Source organism: Proteobacteria bacterium CG1_02_64_396 (assembly GCA_001872725.1).
Taxonomy (GTDB): Bacteria; Pseudomonadota; MNWR01; order CG1-02-64-396; family CG1-02-64-396; genus CG1-02-64-396.
In genome coordinates, this window is the sequence record MNWR01000091.1 from 26,696 (window position 1) to 48,180 (window position 21,485).

Consider the following 21,485-nt stretch of genomic DNA (forward strand, 5'->3'; position numbering starts at 1 on the left):
TCTCACCCCATCATCTGGGCCGGGATACCGTCCGGGTTGTCCTGCTCGCCGCACTGCTTTTTGCAGAAGGTTAAAAAGAGCTCGGCGGCCCGGCTTTTGAATTTTTGCTTTTGGTAGACGAAGCTGAATTTGCGCAGCAAGCGGCAGCCCTCGATCCGCCCTTCGAGCAGGGTCCCCAGGTCAATCTCTTTGAGAATTGTCGCTCGCGACACAATCGAGAACCCAAGCCCCCCCTCCACCGCGCTTTTGATCGCCTCGCTCGATCCCAACTCCAGCACCACATCGAGATCCTTCTTGTATTGGATGCCGATGGTCGCCAGGTAATTTTCGATCACCCGGCGGCTGCCCGATCCCTCTTCGCGGCTGACAAAGGGGTGGCGGGTCAGCTCCTCGACCGGAATCTCGTGGAGCCCTGCCCAAGGGTAGTCGGGGGGGAAGATCACCACCATCTCGTCGGTCATACAGGGTTCGATCAGCAGGTTGCGATTCTGCACAGGCCCTTCGACGATCCCGAGGTCGATGGTGTTGTCCTCGACCAGGTGGACGATCCGCTCGGTGTTGCCGACCGTGACCTGGGGGCGTACGTCCCCAAAATTGCGGGTGAAACGGCCCAACATCTGGGGCAGTAGGTAGTGGCCGATGGTGGTCGAGGCCCCGAGCAGCAGGCTACCGGCGATTTTGCCGGTCATCTCGTCGACCGCTTTTTCCATACGTTGGTAGAGCAGCAGGATCTGTTCGACATGATCGAGCACCACCTTGCCCGCTTCGGTCAAGGTGATGCGATTGTGGTGGCGATCGAAGAGGCGGGTGTTGAATTGCTCTTCGAGTTGCTTGATCTGGAAGGTGATCGCCGGCTGGGTGAGGTTGAGTTCTTCGGCGGCGCGGGTGAAGCTCAGATGTTTGGCGACCGCGAAGAAGACCCTCAGTCGGGTGTCGGACATCGCATGTACTCCTCTAAGGAAACGCTGATTCAAGGCATCCTGCCTTGAATCAGCACGCTACGCAAAAAGCGCCGTTTTTGCTTCGCTTGCAAAATCAGTCACTTACGTTCCTGATTTTGGCGGCCCATCCATGGGCCGCTCGGAAGCGCTAATAAATCAGCGCTTCCCTAAAAATCCAGCCAGTGGAGGCAATTCCTTGTTGTTTTTGTCCGAAATCCTCCTTGCCCGACCAAAAATATCCTTATCGACATGAGAATCCAACTCAATTTAGGCGCGACAGTGCGGGCCTCCCTGCTTGCGCTGCTGACGTTGGCTCTGCTGGGTTGCACCACCTCGCAGCAACAGGCAAGTGTCGAGGTGACCATCGATCTCCCCTCTCCGCCTCCCGCTCCCATCATCGTGACCCCCGAGTGGTGGATGCCGCTGTCGCGGCAGGTCGAGGGGGTGCGGCAGTGGCTGCCACCCGCTACCGCTTGGGGCGACTTGGGGGGGTGGGTGTTGCTGCCCGAGGTCCACTGGGAGCGAATCCTGTGGCGGGTCGACATCGATGAGCATGGGGCGCCCCACCGGGGGCAGGAGCAGCTAGAGCAGGTCGCTTGGACCCCCGGCAACAGCCCCGTGCCGTATGCGAACGCAGAATCACGGGTACAAGGGTGCGTCGCCTGCCACCAGGAATCGGCCAACGGGGGGCGCTACCCTTTGTACAAGCTGGGGGCAACCCCGCAAACCGCGGCGGTGCTCTCGATGCTCGAAATCCACGATGATCGCCATCGCACTCAGTTAACCCTGGGGCTGCGCTACCCCAAGGGGGAACCGGTCACCCTCAAAGCCCCGGTCCGCTGCGCTTCGTGCCACGATGCGTTGGCCCCTTTGATTCACCGCAGCCACGACATGGGACGGCAGATGGGAGGGTGCGCCTCGTGTCATGAGGGGGGTGATGAGCCCGTCGCCCTTGGCAAGCAGCAGGGGTGCCTGTTTTGCCACCAGATCCCCGAAAAGGGGCGGACCCTTCAAGAGACCGGGGCCAAAAACTGCGCCCAGTGCCACCCGGATCCCTTCACAGGAATGCACCGCCAGGGGCACGGGGGTCTGCAATGCCTCGATTGTCACGGCGGGGTTCACGGCGGTCATGGCCAGCCCAATCCCCAACTGGTGGGTCATGAAAAGGATCAACAGGGACCCAGGTGCGGCGGCTGCCATCAGGTCGACGCCAGCGATCGCCCCGTGCCACAGGACAATCTTTACGAAGATCGCTGGCTTTCCCTGGTGCGGGCCCACTGGGGTAAGGGGGCTCAGGGGACGAAACCGTAACCATGGTGATGGGTCGGCGAAGGGGGCTGCGGCGCCAAGGTGAGCCGACACACTCAGGGGCTTGAAAAGACATCTAGTTTAGTATTTACTAATATTCGGATGTTCTAGATTAACCATCCTACCGGCCCGTGATGCCCCCATAAGGAGTCCCAACATGTTCTTCACCCCCTCCATTCAAAATGTAACGGCTCAGCAGATCGCCCCCCGTTTGCAGCAGGGCGATGCCAATCTGGTGGTGATCGATGTCCGTGAGGTTGGCGAGCACCGCCAGGCCCACATCCCCAATACCGCCTTGATCCCCATGCATCTGTTGCCGATGCGTTTTCAAGAGATCCCCCGCGATAAAGAGGTGGTGCTCTATTGCCGCAGCGGCGCTCGCAGCGCCCAGGCCACCGCATGGCTCAATGCCCAGGGGTTCGACAACGTTTCGAATCTGGCGGGGGGGATCATGGCCTGGCCCTTCGAGATCGAGCGGGGCGAAAATTCGGTTTCCCTGAGCGCGTAAATCGGGTTTTCAGCAGCAAGACCGGGAAAAATTTCTTTATTAGAGTTTCATGATTACTTGTTTGTCCCTTGGTTTATTGGGGGGACAGAATGCGACCGCGCTAGATTCGGGGCCTTATCCTCGAACTCGCCAACGAATCGATACTAAGAGGAGAAGACCGATGAGCATTACCGCCCAACAAGAACTCGACGCCAAAGGTTTGAACTGCCCCCTGCCGATCCTGCGCACCAAGAAGGCGCTGAAGGATATGGCGGTGGGCGACGTTCTGAAGATCATCGCCACCGATCCCGGTGCGGTGAAGGACTTCGAGGCGTTTGCCAAGCAGACCGGCAACGAGCTGCTCTCGGCCGAAGAGGGCGGTGGTGTCTACACCTTCTTCATGAAGAAGCTCAAGTAATCAACATCGCCCCGAAGAGCCGCATGGGGAGCGGCCTTCGGGGCGAATTACCCACGCGACATACATACTCAAAGAGGGGGAAGTCATGTCCGAGGTCGATCTGCAAGGTCTCATCGCCCGAGTCGAGGCTCTTGAAGGCCGGGTTTTCCGCGACGAAAAGCGGCTGGCCATCATCGCCACCAAGGGGACGCTGGACATGGCCTACCCGCCACTGATCCTCGCCTCCACCGCCGCCGCCCTGGGTTACGAAGTTACCATCTTCTTCACCTTCTACGGCCTGCAAATCCTCAAGAAGAACCTCAACCTTGAGGTCAGCCCCACCGCCAACCCCGCCATGCCCATGAACATGGGGGGGATGGATTTCGGTTGGATGCCCGACATGGTTCGTTCGCTGCCCGGCATGACCAAATTCGCCACCGGCATGATGAAGGGTCTGACCAAACAACACGGGGTCGCCTCCATCGAGGAGCTGCGTGATCTGTGCATCGAGGCCGACGTGCGCATGATCGCCTGCCAAATGACGGTCGACCTGTTCGGCTTCAAGACCAGCGATCTGATCGACGGTCTGGAATACGCCGGCGCGGCGACCTATTTTGAGGTCGGCGGCGAGGCCGACATCAACCTCTTCATCTGATCCTATCCCTGGGGCGCCCCCCATGGGGCGGCAGCTCCAGGCTCACTTCCAAGAGGTACGTTTCGATGGATGAGCAAAAGCTGTTGATGATTATGACCTCCGGCGCCAACACCCCGACCCGCTGCGCCGCCCCCTTCGCCATGGCCACCGTGGCGGCGGTGATGGACTCCGAAGTCGCCATGGTCTTCAACATGGACGGGATCTCCCTGCTGAAAAAGGGTGTGGCCGAGAACGTCTACGCCCTTGAGGGTGGCATGAGTGCGCTGGAGTTTTTGCGCCAAGCCAAAGAGGCGGGCGTTTCGATCTACGCCTGTGCCCCCGCCCTCGACCTCTACCACATGACCAAGGCCGATCTAATCGACGAAGTCGACGAAGTGGTTGGCGGTGCCTGGGTCATTGAAGAGGGTTACGAGTCCGACATGGTGTTGACCTTCTAAATCAAATTTCGGGGGGGGTCCGGGGGTGCTTGTCCTAGGACCCACGCTTCGTTAGGGGGAGGCTGCCCCGGTTCTTTTGCCATCACAGGCGGGGGGACAGGGCAGTTTGAGGGGCGGCTTTCGCCCCGCGCGATACCAGAGGAGGTCTTTCGATGGCCACCCACCAGGAAATGCAGCAGATCTTCTCGGACATCAAAAGCGACTTTCGCTTTCACCACGAGCTCAACGGCTGCCTGAATTGCGGCGTCTGCACGGCGACCTGCCCGTCGGCCCACTTCTACGACTACTCGCCCCGCGAGATGGTGCAGCTGCTCTGGACCGAGAACGTCGAGCAAATCTACGACGCCATGCAAGAGAAGATGTGGGCCTGCGCCCAGTGCTACACCTGCGCCGCCCGTTGCCCCTTCCGCAACTCCCCCGGCGGCCTGGTGATGATCATGCGCGAGGTATCGATCAAGCACGGGATGGAGTCGGCCAAGAGTGTGCTGCGCCCCTTCGGGCGGGTGATGCTCAAGCTGATTACCACCGGCAACCAGCTTTCCCCCGACATGATCCAGCCCGACCACTTCCCCGACTGGGGTCCGAACATCCAAAAGGTCCACGGCGACCTGACGGTGCTGCGCAAGGCGATTCCGATGAAAACCTTGCAGACCACCAGCACCGCCTGGGAGGTCGCCCTGAAGACCTCGGTCGAGATGTACACCATCTGGGAGATGACCGGGGTGCTCAGCTCCCTGGAGACCATGGACGAGAACCTCTACGACGTGATCGTCGACTTCATCGACGAGAAGAAAGAGGACTACGAGGACTGGCTGGAGGAGCAAGAAGAGGACGATGACGACTGATTCTTGGGTCGTTGCGGTCGGTCTGGGGTTAACGCTGTCGGTACGAGGCTTTGAGGAGGTCAGAAACAAATGAGCGAACAACAAGGGCAAGGTCAGGCCGGTCACGGTACCGCCTGGCAACCCACCAACCTTTCGAAAGAGGATGCCGTCGAGGCGTCGCGCTGGGTCGGGGCCAAGATCGACAAGCGCCACCTGACCGGGGAGCGGATCGACGATGTCCGCGACCACATGTGGCATCTCGAAAAAGAGGGGGAGATTCTCGTCCACCGCATCACCGAGCAGCATGAGCCGGTCGAGGTCGAGACCATCTTCGGCTGGAAGAAGAAGATCCCCACCAACCGTCTCTGGCACCACAAGAGTTGCGGCCAGTGCGGCAACATCCCCGGCTACCCCGCATCCTTGCTGTGGTTCATGAACAAGTTCGGCATGGAGTACCTGGACGAAACCGACCAGACCTCCTGCACCGCCTGGAACTACCACGGCTCCGGAATTGGCAACGTCGAATCGCTGGCTGCGGTGTTCCTGCGCAACTTCCATCAAGCCTACGTTTCGGCCAAGGCCCACGGCCTGCCCGAGGGGTATTACTACCCCTTGGTTCACTGCGGCACCTCGTTTGGCAACTACAAAGAGGTGCGCAAGTACCTCATCGAGTCGCCCGAACTGCGCGAGAAGGTTAAGAAGATCCTGGGCAAGCTCGGTCGTCTGGTCGATGGCAAGCTCCTCATCCCCGAGGAGGTCGTCCATTACTCCGAGTGGCTGCACGTCATGCGTAAACGGATCGCGAGCGACCTGCAAACCGTCGACGTCTCGAACATCCGCGCCACCGTTCACCCCTCCTGCCACGTCTACAAGATGGTGCACGAGGATGCGATCTACGACCCCGAGGTCCTGGGCGGCAACCGGGTTGCGGTCGGGACCGGCATCCTGCAGGCGCTGGGCGCCGACGTGCGCGATTACTCCACCTGGTACGACTGCTGCGGCTTCGGCTTTCGCCACATCATCTCCGAGCGTGAGTTCACCCGCTCTTTCACCATCAACAAGAAGCTCAAGGTGGTGACCGAAGAGGCGCAGTCCGACGTGATGATCGGCTTCGATACCGGCTGCATCACCACCATGGACAAGAACCAGTGGGTCGGCAAAGCCCACGACATGCACTACCCGGTGCCGGTCATCGCCGACATTCAGTTTGCCGCCCTGGCCTGCGGCGCCCACCCCCTCAAGGTGGTTCAGCTGCAATGGCACGCCTCTCCGGTGGAGGAGCTGGTCGACAAGATGGGGCTGAACTGGGCCCGCTCCAAGGCGGAGTTCGAGGCGTATCTGACCGAGGTTAAGAAGGGCAACATCGAATATCTCTACAACCCGCAGCTTGCCTACGGAGGCCTAAAGGCATGAGTCAATCGGTATTGGTGGTAGGTGGCGGGCCTGCGGGCCTTTCGGCGGCGCACGCCCTGGCCAGCGTTGGGGTTCAGGCGATCCTGGTTGAAAAAGACGAAGTGCTCGGCGGCGCCCCTGTGCGCGACAAATACGCCAAGCTGGTCCCGAGTGGTCAATGGGCCAAGGATGCCATCGGCGGAATGGTGGAGCGGGTTCAAGACAACGAGAAGATTCGGGTTCTGACCGGCACCACGATCACCGAATTCGACGGCACCCCCGGCGCCTTCACAGCGAAGACCAGCTCCGGCGAAGAGCTCAAAGTGGGGGCGACGGTGCTGGCCACCGGCTTCACCCACTTCGACCCGATCAACAAGCCGGAGTGGGGTTACGGCACCTTCCCCGACGTGGTCACCACCACCGAGGTGGAGGCGATGATCTCCTCCAGCCACAAGGTGACCCGTCCTTCCGACGGCGCGATCCCCAAGCGGGTTTGCATCCTGCTTTGCGTCGGTTCGCGTGATCGCCAGATTGGCCGCGAGTACTGCTCGCGCATCTGTTGCACCGTCTCCACCAATCTGGCGATGGAGATCAAAGAGCTGCACCCCGAGACCGAGGTGTACATCTACTACATGGACATCCGTACCTTCGGGCTCTACGAGGACAAGTTCTACTGGAAAAGCCAGGAGGACTACCACGTCAAGTTCGTGAAGGCCCGGATCGCCGAGATCACCAAGCGGGCCGGTCAGATGGTGGTCAAGGGCGAAGACACCCTGGTCAAGCGCCCCATCGAGATCCCATTCGACCTGGTCATCCAGGCCATCGGCATGGATCCCAACGAACTCAACCCCCAGGTCGCCAAGACCTTCGGGGTGGGGCTGGAGAGCCACGGCTACCTCGATAAGTCCGATTCTTATTCCGATTCCTGCGGCACCACCCGTCCCGGCGTCTTCGTGGCCGGTTCGGCCACCGGCCCTCTCGATATCGATTCGTCGATCAACGAGGGGCAGGCGGCGGCTCTGCGGGCGCTGCAACTGATCAACAACGCCTGATGAGCGCCCCCCCCCTGCCTCGCTTCGACGAGGTGCGGCTGCTCGCCCACTGGAAGTCCCTGGGCAATGCCGCCGAGACCCAAGGGGGGCTGGAGTTCTTCGTGGCGGGGTTAAAGGCCAAGCAGCAGCTCTTCGTCAACGTGTTGGCCGATGAGGCGCTGCCCCAGCTCGACCCCGAAAACCTGGCTTTGATTGTCGAGTCGGTCTTCCCGGCCCGCCGTCGCCTGTGGTGCTACCTCGAAAACCTGGGTTGGCCCCGGGTGAGGGAGTTGATTGGCGAGCTCTTCGCCGAGGGCAAGCCGGTGGAGGAGCGGATCACCACCTTTGTGGCAGCCTTCCCCAGCGACAAAAGGGCCCGGGGCGCCCGCGATCTGGCCGCCGAGCTGTTGCACTTTCGCCAGCCCGAGCGCTACCCCCTGATGGCCCGCTGGGTCTGGGATGCCAAGGTCAACACCGGGGCGTTGCGGGAGCTGACCGCAGAGGGTCCCCGGGGTGAGCCGATGGCGGTGGGGGACGATCTGCCGGTCTTTCAAGAAACGTTCGAGCGGTTGCAGCGGTTTTTGGGCGAGCAGGGGGTGTTGAAAGATCTGACGCTCACCGCCGATCTCTTGATCGCCCATGTGTACGCCGACTACCTACGGTCTCTGGCCGAGGGGTATCTGAAGAGCGATTTCGGCGGCAAACACGACCCGATGGAGCACACCAAGAAGCTCCTGGGGATCGACGAGTCCCGACGTCAGGATAAAAGCAGGCTGGTACGCGACCAGGTTCATTGAACCCGGTCCCTTGAGGAGGACCCATGCCCATTCATGAAAAACATCTCATCGAGCCCGAACGTCTGCTCGAAAACGACAACCTGATCGTCGACGGGGTCGATGTCTCCGGCCACTGGAACACCATGATCCAGCCCCGGACGATCAAGGCTTACGACCCCGAACTCGAAAAAACCATCGAGGCGATCCCCGGTGGGGAGCGGCTGCATCGCTGCTGGCAGTGCGGTTCGTGCACCAACGCCTGCACCATGAACGCCCTGAATCCCGACTTCAATCCTCGCTACTGGATCTACCTGATCCGGCTGGGTTTGATGGACGAGATCGCTAAGAACAAAGAGATCATTTGGCAGTGCGTGTCGTGCAACAAGTGCACCCACATCTGCCCCAAAGATGTCCGCCCCGAGGCGGTGATGAAAGCGTTGTCGCACCATATGGAGCATGTCGGACTCACCCCGACCACCCAATCGACCATCTTCGACGAGGAGTTCACCGAGCAGATTCTGCAACGGGGCCGCATCGAGGACGGGCAGGTGCTGGTGCAGTACATGCAAAAGAGTGGTCAGTCGCTCAACCAAACGTGGCTGGTGAAGTTGATGAAAGCGACCATGCGCCACCTGCCCGTCGGGCATCTGGTCCACATGGGGCTCCACTTCCTGATACCGCCCAAAACCCGCCAGTGGAAGAAGACCGGCGCGGTGTTGCGCCGTTATGTCGAAAAGCAGAAAGGGGCGGTGTCCCATGGCTAAGAAGGTTGCCTACTACCCCGGTTGTGCCCTGGAGGGGAGCGGTTCCCCCTACGATCACTCCACTAAGGAGCTGGTCGGTCACCTCGGCCTAGAGATGGTCAACATCAAGGACTACAACTGCTGCGGGGCGATGGAGGCCAAGAACATCCATCCCATGCTGCAAACCTATATGTCGGCCCGAAACCTTGCCATCGCGGGCGAGAAAATGGGTTTCGATACCGTCATGGCCCCCTGCAACGGTTGCTACCACAACCTGAAAAAGGCGGAGTACGAGCTCTCCCATGAGCCGAGCTCCCTCAAGACGGTCAACGAGCTGGCGGCCGAGGCGGGCGATCCCGAATACAAGGGCAACGTCACCACCCTGCACCTGCTCGAATGGCTGATGCAAGAGATCGGTCCCGAGGGGATCAAAGCGCGGGTCAAGAACAAGCTGGCCGGGCTGAAGATCGCCTGCTACTACGGCTGCATGTACACCCGTCCTCGGCAGATCTACCCCGAGAAAGACAAGGGGCCCGGCTCGGAATCGACCTACAAGCCCTACTACATGGACGAGCTGCTGCGGGCGGCGGGGGCGCAGATCGTCGACTACCCCCTGAAGACCCATTGCTGCGGCGGCGCCCACACCTTGTCGGACAGCGACACCTCGACCCAGTTGGTGCTCAAGCTGATCGACGCCGCCGACGAGATCGGGGCCGACATCATTGCCACCGAGTGCCCCACCTGCCATTCGGGGTTGGAGCTGCACCAGATTCGGGGTGAGGATGTTCTGGGCCGTAAAACCGAGGCGCGGATCGTCTACTTCACCCAGCTTCTGGGTTTGGCTTTGGGGATTCCGGCCCGCAAGCTGCACATCCACGACAACATCTCGGATGCGATTCCCCTCTTGAAGGCCAAGGGTCTGATTTGACCCCGAGGGTCGGGGGGGCAGAATGGCAGGCCGCAATGCCTTCGTTCTTCAACCCCACGGGACTGCGCCCAAACGATGATTGGTGATTGCTGCTTCGACCCCAGCCTCTACTACGACGACCAGTATCAGGTCTGGGTCCGGCGTGAGGGTGATGGTACGGTGACGATCGGCATGACCGATCTTTCCCAAGCCATCGCCGGGCGGATCCTTCACTGCCGCATCCGCAAGGTTGGCACCCTGCGCGAGCTGGGGCGTCCGGCCGCGACCCTTGAATCGGGTAAGTGGGCCGGTCCCGTTCCCAACCCGCTCACCGGCACCATCGTCGCCCGCAACGAGGTGGTGTTGAACGATCCTGGGCTTCTCAACCGCGACCCAGTGGGGGAGGGGTGGATCGTGCGGATGCAGCCCGAACGCCTGGAGGAGGAGATCCTGAACCTCGTGACCGGTGAGACGGCGGCGGAGGGCTACAAGGCCCGGATGGAAAGAGAGAAGATCGTCTGCTCATCGACCCGTGACCCCAATCTCAGGGAGCTGCGCAAATGACCGACGATTTTCCCGAAGAACAGAAGGTGGTGGTGATCGTCACCAGCGGTCCCTCCACCCCTCACCGCTGCGCCACCCCCTTCTTCATCGCCTCGATCCTGGCGGCGATGGACAACGAGGTGGCGGTCTTTTTGACCATGGAGGGGGTCAAGTTGGCTCAGCCCGGAGTGGCTGAAAACATGGCGGCGCTGGAGGGGGGCAAGCCGATCCTTCAGTTCATCCGCGAGGCCAAACAGGCGGGGATCAAGCTCTACTGCTGCCGCCCCGCCCTGCCGGGGTACGAGATGGATGCCGACAATCTGATCGAGGAGATCGACGAGATCGCCTCGGGGGGGACATTGGCCGATTTGATCTTGAGCTACGACAAGGTCATCTCTTTTTGATGGCTTGACGGGTGGTGCGACAGGTCGCTTGGCGAGCGTCTGTGAATCCCCCCGATCCGGCAACGACGAATTCATCTGCTGTCCTACCAAACCTTGATGGGGACTCATCCCCGCGCAACAACAACCTGGAGGTGTTTCATGGCAACCGTGATGGGCTGCAACGTTCCCGAGGATCTGTTCTACAACGTAGGTGACAACGTCTGGGCCCGCGAAGAGGGTGACGGCACCATCACCGTCGGCATGACCGCTGTGGCCACCACTCTGGCCGGCGCCATCGTCGCCTTCACCCCCAAGAAGGCGGGTAAAGGGGTCGAGGCCGGTAAATCGATTGCCACCGTCGAGTCGGGCAAGTGGGTGGGACCTGTGAAGAACCCGGTCGGCGGCGAAGTGATTGCCATCAACGAAGATGCCAAGGGCAACCCCGGCATCATCAACGAAGACCCCTACGGCGCGGGCTGGCTGGTGAAGGTGCAACCCGCCGATTGGGCCGCCGCCAAGGGCGCCCTGCTCACCGGCGGCGACGTCGCCTCCGCCTACGAGACCAAACTGGCGGCCGACGGCTTCGGCGGCTGCAAGTAAGCAACCCAAGGCGGTGGTTTCAACGGATCAATCAAGGGGGGAGGCGCGGTTGGCCTCCCCCTTTTTTGTCTGTTTCTTAAAGAAACGCTGATTAAAGGCTCCTGCCTTTTTCAGCAGGGCTTCGGCGACTTAGATCGCCTCCTACGACCGCGCTATTTGGGCGGCCCATCCGTGGGCCCCGCTCGGAAGCGCGAATCAATCGGCGCTTCCTTAAGCTTTTGTAGGAGCGGCGCCCCGCCGCGATGCCTTGGTTTTTCGTTTGTTTATCCCTCCCCGGAGGCGGCATGAGCATCTGGCCCCAACCCCTGTTGCAACACGAGATGTACGAAGATCTCCCCTTCGACGCCGACCTGATGGCCCAGCTTGAGGCGTTGCAGCCGACCGTGACCGCCGGGGCGGGCAACCGCATCAATTTTTACGTTCCGACCTTCAAGCAGTTCGAGACCAGCGAGGTCTCCTCCTGCGGCAAGAACGACTTTCCCGGCATCTCGATCACCGGCGGCGATTGCGATCTGCAATGCGACCACTGCAAAGCCAAGATTCTCGCCCCGATGATCCCGGCCCGGACCCCCGAGGCGCTGTGGCACGAGGCGACCAAGGCGGCAGGTCAGGGGGCCAACGGATTGCTGATCTCGGGCGGTTCGAACGTGCGCAACGAGGTTCCCTTCGCCCCCTTCTTCCCCACCATGAGCCGAATCCGCGAAGAGCTGGGCTTGAAGCTCGCGGTCCACACCGGATTGGTCGACGAGGAGCAGGCGGCCGGGTTCGCCCAGGCCAAGGTCGACGTGGCGATGCTCGACATCATCGGGGCGCAAGAGACCATCACCGAGGTCTACCACCTCAAGCGTCCGGTCGAGGAGTTCGAGCTCAGCCTCAAGCGGCTCAACGAGGCGGGGCTCAAGACGGTCCCTCACATCGTCATCGGGCTGCACTACGGCAAGTTCCTGGGGGAATACAAGGCGCTGGAGATGATCGCCCGGCAGAAACCCTCGGCGCTGGTGCTGGTGGTGGTCATGCCCTTCTACGCCCCGGCCAACAAGATCTTCATGACCCCCAACGTGCATCAAATCGGCCGCTTCTTCATGGCGTGCCGCAAGGCGCTGCCCGACATCCCGATTCTGCTCGGCTGCGCCCGCCCCCCCGGCGAGCACCGCTTGATGACCGACGCCTACGCCATGCTCTCGGGGCTGAACGGCATTGCCTTCCCCAGCGAGGGGCTGGTCGGGATTGCAGAACAACTGGGGCGCCAGGTCGGGGTGCACCCCTCCTGCTGCTCGATGGCGGTCGATCCCCAGCTTTTTGAGGGCAAGGAGGAGGTGGCGGCGTGAGTGGGCACCAACCCTGGAGAGAGATCGACACCGGACTCCAGTCCGCCGCGACCAACATCGCCTGGGATCGGACCCTGCTCGAACTGCGCTCCGAGGGGGTCATCCCCAACACGCTGCGTTTCCTGCGGTACACCCCCACCGCGCTGGTCGGCTACCACCAATCGCTCAACGAGGAGCTGCGGCTCGACTACTGCCGCAAGCAGGGAATCGAGATCAACCGCCGGGTGACCGGCGGCGGCGCCATCTACTTCGACGAACCGCAGCTCGGTTGGGAGCTGATCTTCGACCGTCGCCTTTTCGGCGCCACCACCGACATGGCGACGATCTCGCAGCGCATTTGCGAGGCGGCGGCCGAGGGACTGCGCGGTTTGGGGATCGAGGCGGCCTTCCGCCCCCGCAACGACATCGAGGTGGAGGGACGCAAGATCTCCGGCACCGGCGGCGCCTTCGACGGCGACGCGGTCCTTTTTCAGGGCACACTCCTGATCGATTTCGACGTCGAGGCGCTGCTCAAGGCGTTGCGGGTTCCCACCGAAAAGCTCAACAAGCGGGAGATCACCTCGGCCCGGGAGCGGGTCGTCTCGGTCAAGGATCTGCTCGGCCACATCCCCGACTTCGAAACGGTGAAGGAGGTGATGCGCGACGGTTTTCGCCGCCACTTTGGGATCGATTTTACCCCCGGCGAGCTCACCGCCGCCGAGCGGGAGCGGTTCAAAGAGGTGCTGCCTGAAATCGAAGAGACCGAGTGGGTCGAGCTGGTCACCACCCCCGAGGAGCAAGCCGACATCCCGGTCGTCTACGGGGTGCACAAGGTGCGGGGCGGTTTGCTGCGGGCGCGCCTGGCGCTCGATCTCAAGCGGCGCACCGTGCGCAGCGCCATGATCTCGGGCGATTTCTTCATCCACCCCAAACGGTTTGTTTTCGACCTAGAGGCGGCGCTGCGCGACTGCCCTCTCGACCAGGTCGAGGTGAGGCTCGACCTCTTCTTCGCTGGGCAGAAGGTGGAGATGCTGCTGCTCTCCCACCGGGAATTCCGCGAGGTGATCCTCAAGGCGCTCGATAAACTCAAGATCGCCGACCGATTCGGCCTGAGCGTCGAGGAGACCCGTGATGTCATGCTCTGGGGCAACCAGCCGATGGAGCAGACCCTGCGCGAGGCGACCGTCATGCTGGTCCCCTACTGCGCCAAGCCGACCGATTGCGAGTGGCGCCACAAGGATGGTTGCGACGAATGCGGTCGCTGCGCGGTCGGCGACGCCTACCGGATGGGGCGCGAACGGGGGATGAAGGTCATCACCGTCATCAATTACGAGCAGCTGGGCGACACTCTGGATCGCATGAAGCAAGAGCAGGTGCCGGGTTATGTAGGGATGTGCTGCGAGGCCTTCTTCATTAAGCGTCAGAAGGCGTTCCGCGATGCCGACCTGCCCGCCGTGCTGCTCGATATCGAGGGGGCGACCTGCTACGAGCTGCGCGAGGAGGACAAGGCCTACGCCGGAACCTTCGAGGCCTTTGCGGGTTTGAAATTGCCCATCGTCGAAAAGGTGATGGCCTTTGTGCCCCCCCTCGGCTTGCCGGTCGAGGAACAGAGCGACGCCTTCCCACGCCGCAGTTTTTTAAAGCAGAAAAAGGTTTCTGGGTGAGTACGGACTTACCCGCTCAGGTCGATGTGGTGGTGATCGGCGCCGGTCCCGCCGGGGGCAACGCCGCCCAAGCGGCGGCGTGCCGGGGGCTCACGGTGCTGTTGGTCGACAAGCGGGCCGAGCCCGGTCTGCCGATTCAGTGCGCCGAATTCATCCCGCTGATGATGCGCCGCTACGCCCCCGAGGGGGTCTTGGTCCAAGAAATCGAGGGAATGCGCACCTTTCTCTTCGGACAAGAGGACCGCTGGGATCCCTTCCCTGGCCTGATGATCGACCGCCACGCCCTCGATGCCGGGCGGGTCGCGGCGGCGGTTGCCGCCGGGGCGCAGCTTGTCGTCCACACCCGGTTCGAGGGGTTCGACGAGGAGGGGGTGGTGTTGGAGCAAAGGGGCATCCGCCGGACGGTGCGGGCCAAGGTGGTGATCGCCGCCGACGGCCCCAAGTCGGCGGTTGCCAAGGCGCTGGGGCTGCCGCTGCAACCGACCATCCCGACCCGGCAGGTGACCGTCAGGCTGCTCAAGGAGTACGGCTCCACCGACATCTTCCTCGATCCCGAATTTGCCGGGGGGTACGGCTGGCTCTTTCCACGTGGAACCATCGCCAACCTCGGGTTCGGCGGCTTTCGGGTCGGCAGCGACTTCAAAGCCAAGCTGAGCCGTTTGATCGAACGCAACGTGGCGCGGGGTCTGATCGCCCCCGAAATTCTCAGCACCACCGGCGGCGACATCCCGGTGGGGGGGGTGCGTCCTTTGGTGCACGGCCATGTGCTGCTGGCGGGCGACGCGGGGGGTTTCACCCATCCGATCACCGGGGGGGGGATTCCGGCGGCGTTGATTTCGGGGCAGGCGGCGGGGGAGGCGGCCGCCGCTTGGCTATCGGGTGACGGCGAAGCCTTCACCGAGTACGCGCAAGAGATGCAGGACCACTTCGGTCCCGCCCTGGAACGGGCGGTCCGCCGCCGCCGCGTCATTGAGCAAGAGATGGCCAACCCTGAGGTCGATTGGGCCGACGCGCTGCGGCGTAGTTGGATTGCTTACCCGCAATACATGACGGCGTGAATGGTGGAGGCGCTGCGCTGACCCACCCTGCATCCGCGCATCCCGAAAATTGTAAGAGCGCCGCCTCGGCGCGATGGCCTGTAACGACCTTTGCAACAACCGAAAGGCATCGCGCCGGGGCGGCGCTCCTACCGCGAAGACGAACGGCTGATCCGAGGGTAGGAGCCTGGCCTGCGGGCGATGGCTTTTGCTTTGTTCCATTCAACAACACGGCCCCGCATTTGGGCCACGACATAACGAGTCACCAAGAGGAGCCTGCCCATGACCGCGACCGCCCCCAAAGCCGAAGCCGCGCCGTTGAACTTCTATCGCCCCAACAACAATGTGCTCACCCCCGAGATGCGCTCCCCCCAGTGGGTGCAGATGAGCACCGCAGCGGCGATCACCTTGGGGATCATGCCGGGCTGGATGCACCGTACCGATTGCACCCACTGCCTGAACCTGCTGCTCACCTACCCCGAGGGGTGCCGCGCCAACTGCGCCTATTGCGGCCTGGCTCGCCACCGCGACGAGGAGCGCAACTACGCCGACCGCAATTTCATCCGGGTCGATTGGCCCTCGGCCCCGCTCGACGACGTGATCCAGACGATTAAAGAGGGGAAAGACGGCGGCAAAGTCGAGCGGATGTGCATCTCGATGATTACCCACCCCCGCTCCGAAGAAGATACCTTGGCGATCCTCAAAAAGTGGCGGGCCGAGCTGCCCGAGATCCCCACCTCGATCCTCTCCAACCCTACCACCATGAACCGTGCCGACTTGGTGGCACTCAAGGAGGCGGGGGCCGACATCTTCACCGTGGCGCTCGACGGAGCCAGCGAGGCGGTCTTCGAGGCGACCCGGGGCAAGGGGGTGCAGGGGCCGCATACCTGGAGCAAATACTGGGAGGTGCTGGGGATGGCCCGCGAGATCTTCGGCCGCGAGCGCATCGGCGCCCACATCATCATCGGCATGGGGGAAAGTGAGCAGGAGGCGCTTGAGACCATCCAGAAGGTGCGTGACATGGGGGGGCACAGCCACCTGTTCGCCTTCTTCCCCGAAGAGGGCTCCCTGATGGACGACCGTCCCGCCGTCGACCGCGCCCAGTACCGTCGGGTGCAATTGGGCCGCTACCTGATCGACTTCGATCACGCCCGTATCGAGCAATTCAGCTTCGACGCGGACGGTGTGGTCACCGACTACGGCCTGTCGGCCGAAGATTACGACTACTTCGTCAACCAGGGGCGCGCCTTCCAGACCTCGGGCTGCCCCGGCAAGTCCCACGACGTTTCGGCCTGCAACCGCCCCTACGGCGATTCCCCGGTCTCCGACATCGCCTCCTTCCCCTTTGCCCTCAATGCCGAGGATGTTTTGATCGCCAAGGCGCAGCTGGAGGGCAAGCCGGTGCCGGAGCGGGCTGAGGACTGAGCGGGGGGTGGTGGGGGGATTTCCCACTCCCCCCACCCTCTCCCACCCCCCCAAGGTCCGAGCTATGCCCCATCCTCCCCCCAGCCGGCGCTCCTGGCTTACCAACCTGCTGCTCTTCCTCGCCGTGTTCGCCGCCGTCACCTGGTGGCAAACCCGCAATCTCGTCTCAACCGGCGAACCCCTTCCCCATCTCACCCTCACCACCCTCGACGGTCAGATCCTGCGCACCGCCGATCTGCGCGGTCGTCCCACCCTGATTTACGCCTTTGCCCCCTGGTGCTCCATCTGTCGCCTGTCGGCGGGTAATTTGGAATCGCTCAAGGGGGAGGTCACGTCGGGGAGGCTCAACCTGCTGATGGTGGGGCTGGCGTATCAAACCGGGGATGAGGTGGCGCGGTTTATCCGTGACCAAAAATTGACCGTGCCGGTGGCGCTGGGCGACCCGGCAACGGCTCGGGCGCTCAAAATCGAGGCCTTCCCGACCTACTACCTGCTCGATGCTCAGGGGCGGGTGGTGTTTCGCTCGGTGGGGTACAGCAGCGAGGTAGGGATGCGGCTGCGGTTGCTGGGGGTGGAGTAGGCCTAACCCATTAACGCCACGATCTGATGCCCCCCCTGGCTCTTGGCCAGATAGAGGGCGCGGTCAACGCCGCCAAGCAGTGATTCGGTGCGAATGCCCGGCTTGGCGGTCATTGAGGCGACCCCCAGACTCAGGGTGATGACCTTGGCGGTACCGGGGCGGGAGGGGTGATGGATCGCCTGGTCGGCCAACCCCCTTTCGATGCGGGTGGCGACCTCTTTGGCCCCCTCAAGTTTGGTGTCGGGCAGAATGAGGACGAAGGTATTGGCGCTGAAACGGGCGACCAGATCGCAGGGGCGGTTGATGCTCTCTTGCAGGATGCGGGTCAGCTTGCGCAGGGTCAGCTCGGCGGTCGGCAGCCCCTGGCTTTGGCGATAGGCGTCGAAATAATCGATCTCGGCCAGGATCAGCGAAACGTGGTCTTGATTGCGCCGGGCACGGGCCCATTCTTTTTCAAAGGCCTCATCGAAACCGCGCCGGTTGGCGATTCCGGTTTCAGCATCGAGGAACGACAGCCGCTCCAGCATGGCGCTGTGTTGGGCCAGAAGCTCCCGGTTGCGCCGCAGGGTCTGCTCCATCTCTTTTTGCTCGGTGATGTCGCGGGCCACCAGCACCACAAAACCCCGCCCCGAACGGCTGCCGTGCACCAGGTCCAACGTCCCTTCGAACATCCGCCGGGTGCCGTCTTTGCGGCGCATTCTAAATTCGATCAGGTGACCGTTGCCCTCCGCGAGGGTCTCCTTCAAACGCAGGGCAAAACCGTCCCGATCTTCGGGCACCACCAGATCGGCCAGCCTCTGCCCCTTGAGGGCGGTGGGGGGGAATCCCAAACGGGTGGAGAACGGGGCCGACTGGTGCACGATCGCCCCCTGGGCGTCGACCACCGCCAGCAAATCGCCCGACTGCGGCGCCACCATGCGCACGATCTCAGCCTCGTCCCGCTCTTGATCCGAAAGGTTGTCTTCCCGGTGTAGAATCAGGGTGACCCCGGTGGCGTCGGGGTAGAGGCAAACATCGAGAGGTTGGTGGTCTTCGGGATGGGTCGTGCTTTCGCGGACGGGGCGGTTTTCTTGTAGGGCTTGCAGCAGCAGGGGGCCAAGCACCTCTTGAAACAGCTTGGGCGCCGAGGAGGTCAGGGGCGTTTGGGCGACGCTGCGGGGATCGAGCCCCAGCAGGCGACCGGCGGCGGCGTTGATCCATTGAATACGAAAATCGCGGTCGAGACTGACGACCGGATCGCTGATCCGCTCTAAGCCGTGGCTTCCCCCTTTGATCCCCGGCATGTGACCCCCTTTGTGATTTGATAGACAACGACCCAAGCCATCCTCCCGGAGGAAGGATGCCAACCCCAAGGTCGGATGCTAATGTAAACACCGAATTGCAGATTCCCTGCAAGAAAAAACAGCATTTTTCACCCCAATTCGCCGTCGACCCCTCCTCACCCGCTCCGAGGGATGCCATGCAGGCCCGAGACGCCTCCCAAATTGCCTCGACTCTGATCGAGGCGCTGCCCTACATCCAGCAGTTTTCAGGTAAAACCATCGTCATTAAGTATGGCGGCAACGCCATGGTGGAGGAGGAGCTCAAACACTCCTTTGCCCAAGACATCATCCTGCTCAAGCTGATCGGTTTTAATGTGATCGTTGTCCATGGTGGTGGCCCCCAGATCGGCAAAATCCTGGCCCGCATGGGTAAACAGACCAATTTTATCGACGGCATGCGGGTGACCGACGCCGAGACGATGGACATCGTCGAGATGGTGCTGGTCGGCAAGGTCAACAAAGAGATCGTCGGGCGGATCAACCACCACGGCGGCAAGGCGGTGGGACTCTCCGGCAAGGATGGTGGGCTCATTAAGGCGCGCAAGCTGCACAAGGTGCGCCGCGACGTGCCCGAAAACCAGGTGCCCGAGATCATCGATCTAGGTCGGGTGGGGGAGGTCGAGACGATCAACCCCCGGGTGCTTGAGGTGCTCGACCGCGACGATTTCATCCCGGTGGTCGCCCCGGTCGGGGTGGGGGCAGACGGGGAGGCGTTCAACATCAACGCCGACTTGGTGGCCGGTGCGCTCGCCTCTGAGCTGAAAGCCGAAAAGCTGATTCTGCTGACCGATGTGGTGGGTGTGCTCGACGGCGATAAAAAACTGATTGCCACCCTGCCCACCGTCGATGTTGAACCCTTGATTCAAGAGGGGGTGATCGCCGGGGGGATGATTCCCAAGGTGACCTGCTGCGTGCGCGCCATCGAGGCGGGGGTTGCCAAGGCCCACATCATCGACGGCCGGGTGCCCCACGCCCTACTGCTTGAGATTTTCACCCGCTCCGGGGTGGGCACCGTCATCCGGAAGCCTTAAGGAAGCGCCGATTTATTCAGCGATTCCGAGCAGCCCAGGGATGGGCTGCCAAAATAGCGCTGTCGTAGGAGGCGACCTAAGTCGCCGAAACTCTGCTGATTTTGCAAGCGAAGAAAAAACCACGTTTTTTTCGTAGCGGGCCGATTCATAGGCAGGCTGCGTTTTTTCAGCGTTTCTTTAATTCACCAACCGAAATACCCACCCATACCTTTTCGGCCTTGGGGTCGAACCACCTTTTGAGGAAGCAATGAGCCAAGACAATAACGCCGCACCGGCTACCCCCGAGAACGCTCCGATTTTTCAGCTCAAGAGCGTTTACGTGAAGGATCTGTCGTTCGAGGCCCCCAACACCCCCGAGATTTTTTTCAACCAGGCCGAGCCCAAGATCGAGGTCAACCTGCGCAACGAGATGCGCCAGCTCGACGCCGATCACCACGAGGTCACCCTGATCGCCACCGTGACCGCCAAGGCCGACGACAAGACCCTCTACATCGTCGAGGTTCATCAGGGGGGCGCCTTCATGCTCAAGAACATCCCCCCCGAGGCGGGCAACGTGGTGCTCAACGTCAACAGCCCCACCATCCTCTTTCCCTACCTGCGCGAATCGATCTCCAGCGCGATCATCCGCGGCGGTTTTCAGCCCCTGCTGCTCGCCCCGGTCAACTTCGAGGCGATCTACCAGCAAAACCTCGCCCGCGAGCAGGCGGCTGCCGCCGAAGCCGAGCCTGTGACCAAGCACTGATCTGGATTGAAGGAGACTCCCGTGGCGCAGAGCCGTGAACTAATTTTGGCGGTCCTGCCCACGGGACCCCTTCAGGTCAACACCACCCTGATTGCCGATCCCCGCGCCAAGCGGGGCTGGGTGATCGATCCCGGCGGCGACCCCGACCGCATCGATGAGTGGATGACCGCCCAAGGGGTGACCCCCGCTGGTATCCTGCTCACCCATGGCCACTTCGATCACATCGGCGCGGTCGCCGAGCTGAAAAAGCGCTGGGGAGCCCCGGTGGCGCTGCATGGGGGCGACCATTTCATGGTCGAACGGGCCAGCGCCCAGGCGCAGAGCTATGGCTTGCCCCCGGTCGATCCCTTCGAGATCGATCATGCCTGGAGCGAGGGGGAAGAAACCTTCGCCGAACTCGACGTCGACATCCTCCACACCCCAGGCCACACCCCCGGTTCACTGCTGATCCGCCTGCCCAGCGGTGTGGTCGCCACCGGCGACACCCTTTTTAAGGGTTCGGTGGGCCGCACCGACTTCCCCGCCTCCGACCCCGCCGCCATGCAGGACTCCTTGCGTCGCCTTGACGCATGGCTGAATGAAGACGAAATCCTCATCCCCGGCCACGGCCCCAACACCACTCTGGCCGACGAACGGCGCAGCAACCCCTTCTTGCAGCAGGCGCTGCGGTGGCGGGCGGGGGTGAATGTGAAGGGTGAAGTGGACCCCAAAAACTGGACAGTAGGTTTTGTTAAGACCGAGGGGGCATGATTGGCGAGAGCGAGGAGCCAAGCGATGCCCGGAAAACACAAACGACACAGTGCGCAGTTCAAGGCGAAGGTGGCGCTGGAGGCCCTGAAGGGGGTCAAAACCACAAGCGAGTTGGCCAGTGAACACCAAATCCACCCGGCGCAGATCAGCCAGTGGAAGAAGGTGGCCATGGAGGGGCTGTCGACCCTTTTTGAGCGTCCAGG

24 protein-coding genes and 1 pseudogene are annotated in these 21,485 nt (G+C 62.1%); 23 read left to right on the forward strand and 2 right to left on the reverse strand.

Translation table 11 applies throughout. The features are described 5' to 3' along the window. Nucleotides 1-2: 2 nt before the first annotated feature. The gene (locus tag AUJ55_10730) at nt 3-941 is read right to left on the reverse strand and encodes a LysR family transcriptional regulator (GenBank protein OIO55202.1); all 939 of its coding nucleotides are present in this window, start codon (nt 939-941) and stop codon (nt 3-5) included. Between the two features lie 279 nt (nt 942-1,220). Here AUJ55_10730 and AUJ55_10735 point away from each other — a divergent pair, with 279 nt between their 5' ends. The 19 genes from AUJ55_10735 (at nt 1,221) to AUJ55_10825 (ending at nt 17,437) form a co-directional block, all read left to right on the forward strand. Beyond that, nucleotides 1,221-2,252: a hypothetical protein gene (locus AUJ55_10735; GenBank protein ID OIO55203.1), complete on the forward strand. Its 1,032-nt coding sequence runs from the start codon at nt 1,221-1,223 to the stop codon at nt 2,250-2,252. A gap of 154 nt (nt 2,253-2,406) precedes the next feature. After that, entirely contained in the window at nt 2,407-2,757 is a 351-nt protein-coding gene (locus AUJ55_10740; GenBank protein ID OIO55204.1) for a hypothetical protein, read from the forward strand. Between the two features lie 160 nt (nt 2,758-2,917). Beyond that, nucleotides 2,918-3,154, forward strand: coding sequence for a hypothetical protein (locus tag AUJ55_10745; GenBank protein OIO55205.1), 237 nt, complete (start codon nt 2,918-2,920; stop codon nt 3,152-3,154). A 196-nt stretch (nt 3,155-3,350) separates the two neighbouring features. Beyond that, entirely contained in the window at nt 3,351-3,788 is a 438-nt protein-coding gene (locus tag AUJ55_10750; protein OIO55230.1) for an NADH dehydrogenase, read from the forward strand. Nucleotides 3,789-3,853: 65 nt separating this feature from the next. Next, complete coding sequence (locus AUJ55_10755) at nt 3,854-4,225, forward strand: sulfur reduction protein DsrE (protein ID OIO55206.1); 372 nt, start codon at nt 3,854-3,856, stop codon at nt 4,223-4,225. 170 nt (nt 4,226-4,395) lie between these two features. Continuing rightward, complete coding sequence (locus AUJ55_10760; protein ID OIO55231.1) at nt 4,396-5,070, forward strand: heterodisulfide reductase subunit C; 675 nt, start codon at nt 4,396-4,398, stop codon at nt 5,068-5,070. A 69-nt stretch (nt 5,071-5,139) separates the two neighbouring features. Continuing rightward, on the forward strand, nt 5,140-6,462 hold the full coding sequence (locus tag AUJ55_10765; GenBank protein OIO55207.1) for a heterodisulfide reductase subunit B: 1,323 nt from the start codon (nt 5,140-5,142) through the stop codon (nt 6,460-6,462). Next, nucleotides 6,459-7,493 carry a pyridine nucleotide-disulfide oxidoreductase gene (locus AUJ55_10770; protein ID OIO55208.1) on the forward strand — a complete coding sequence of 345 codons (1,035 nt, stop codon included), beginning with the start codon at nt 6,459-6,461 and terminating at the stop codon, nt 7,491-7,493. Before AUJ55_10765 ends, AUJ55_10770 begins: the two co-directional genes overlap by 4 nt. Then, the gene (locus AUJ55_10775) at nt 7,493-8,269 is read left to right on the forward strand and encodes a hypothetical protein (protein ID OIO55209.1); all 777 of its coding nucleotides are present in this window, start codon (nt 7,493-7,495) and stop codon (nt 8,267-8,269) included. Before AUJ55_10770 ends, AUJ55_10775 begins: the two co-directional genes overlap by 1 nt. Before the next feature lie 23 nt (nt 8,270-8,292). Next, nucleotides 8,293-9,012, forward strand: coding sequence for a heterodisulfide reductase subunit C (locus tag AUJ55_10780; GenBank protein OIO55210.1), 720 nt, complete (start codon nt 8,293-8,295; stop codon nt 9,010-9,012). After that, on the forward strand, nt 9,005-9,919 hold the full coding sequence (locus tag AUJ55_10785; GenBank protein OIO55211.1) for a disulfide reductase: 915 nt from the start codon (nt 9,005-9,007) through the stop codon (nt 9,917-9,919). The genes AUJ55_10780 and AUJ55_10785 overlap by 8 nt, the downstream gene beginning before the upstream one ends. Before the next feature lie 75 nt (nt 9,920-9,994). Next, nucleotides 9,995-10,462: a glycine cleavage system protein H gene (locus tag AUJ55_10790; GenBank protein ID OIO55212.1), complete on the forward strand. Its 468-nt coding sequence runs from the start codon at nt 9,995-9,997 to the stop codon at nt 10,460-10,462. Next, nucleotides 10,459-10,845: a sulfur reduction protein DsrE gene (locus AUJ55_10795; protein ID OIO55213.1), complete on the forward strand. Its 387-nt coding sequence runs from the start codon at nt 10,459-10,461 to the stop codon at nt 10,843-10,845. The genes AUJ55_10790 and AUJ55_10795 overlap by 4 nt, the downstream gene beginning before the upstream one ends. Nucleotides 10,846-10,983: 138 nt before the next feature. After that, on the forward strand, nt 10,984-11,424 hold the full coding sequence (locus AUJ55_10800; GenBank protein ID OIO55214.1) for a glycine cleavage system protein H: 441 nt from the start codon (nt 10,984-10,986) through the stop codon (nt 11,422-11,424). Between the two features lie 284 nt (nt 11,425-11,708). Next, nucleotides 11,709-12,752 carry a hypothetical protein gene (locus AUJ55_10805; GenBank protein OIO55215.1) on the forward strand — a complete coding sequence of 348 codons (1,044 nt, stop codon included), beginning with the start codon at nt 11,709-11,711 and terminating at the stop codon, nt 12,750-12,752. Further along, entirely contained in the window at nt 12,749-14,395 is a 1,647-nt protein-coding gene (locus tag AUJ55_10810; GenBank protein OIO55216.1) for a hypothetical protein, read from the forward strand. Before AUJ55_10805 ends, AUJ55_10810 begins: the two co-directional genes overlap by 4 nt. Further along, a complete protein-coding gene (locus tag AUJ55_10815; GenBank protein ID OIO55217.1) occupies nt 14,392-15,453 on the forward strand; it encodes a hypothetical protein in 1,062 nt (353 codons plus the stop codon). The genes AUJ55_10810 and AUJ55_10815 overlap by 4 nt, the downstream gene beginning before the upstream one ends. Nucleotides 15,454-15,714: 261 nt before the next feature. Beyond that, nucleotides 15,715-16,857, forward strand: coding sequence for a radical SAM protein (locus AUJ55_10820; GenBank protein ID OIO55218.1), 1,143 nt, complete (start codon nt 15,715-15,717; stop codon nt 16,855-16,857). Between the two features lie 64 nt (nt 16,858-16,921). After that, complete coding sequence (locus tag AUJ55_10825; protein ID OIO55219.1) at nt 16,922-17,437, forward strand: hypothetical protein; 516 nt, start codon at nt 16,922-16,924, stop codon at nt 17,435-17,437. Between the two features lie 2 nt (nt 17,438-17,439). Here the strand turns inward: AUJ55_10825 and AUJ55_10830 are convergent, their stop codons facing one another. Further along, a complete protein-coding gene (locus AUJ55_10830) occupies nt 17,440-18,720 on the reverse strand; it encodes a hypothetical protein (GenBank protein OIO55220.1) in 1,281 nt (426 codons plus the stop codon). Nucleotides 18,721-18,896: 176 nt separating this feature from the next. Here AUJ55_10830 and AUJ55_10835 point away from each other — a divergent pair, with 176 nt between their 5' ends. From AUJ55_10835 to AUJ55_10850, 4 genes and pseudogenes are all read left to right on the forward strand, one after another. Further along, the gene (locus tag AUJ55_10835; GenBank protein ID OIO55221.1) at nt 18,897-19,790 is read left to right on the forward strand and encodes an acetylglutamate kinase; all 894 of its coding nucleotides are present in this window, start codon (nt 18,897-18,899) and stop codon (nt 19,788-19,790) included. A 247-nt stretch (nt 19,791-20,037) separates the two neighbouring features. Further along, nucleotides 20,038-20,532 (forward strand): protein-export chaperone SecB, encoded by a 495-nt coding sequence (locus AUJ55_10840; GenBank protein ID OIO55222.1) that lies wholly within the window; start codon nt 20,038-20,040, stop codon nt 20,530-20,532. Between the two features lie 21 nt (nt 20,533-20,553). Then, nucleotides 20,554-21,282 (forward strand): hypothetical protein, encoded by a 729-nt coding sequence (locus AUJ55_10845; GenBank protein ID OIO55223.1) that lies wholly within the window; start codon nt 20,554-20,556, stop codon nt 21,280-21,282. A gap of 24 nt (nt 21,283-21,306) precedes the next feature. Beyond that, nucleotides 21,307-21,485 (forward strand): annotated as a pseudogene (locus AUJ55_10850) (transposase).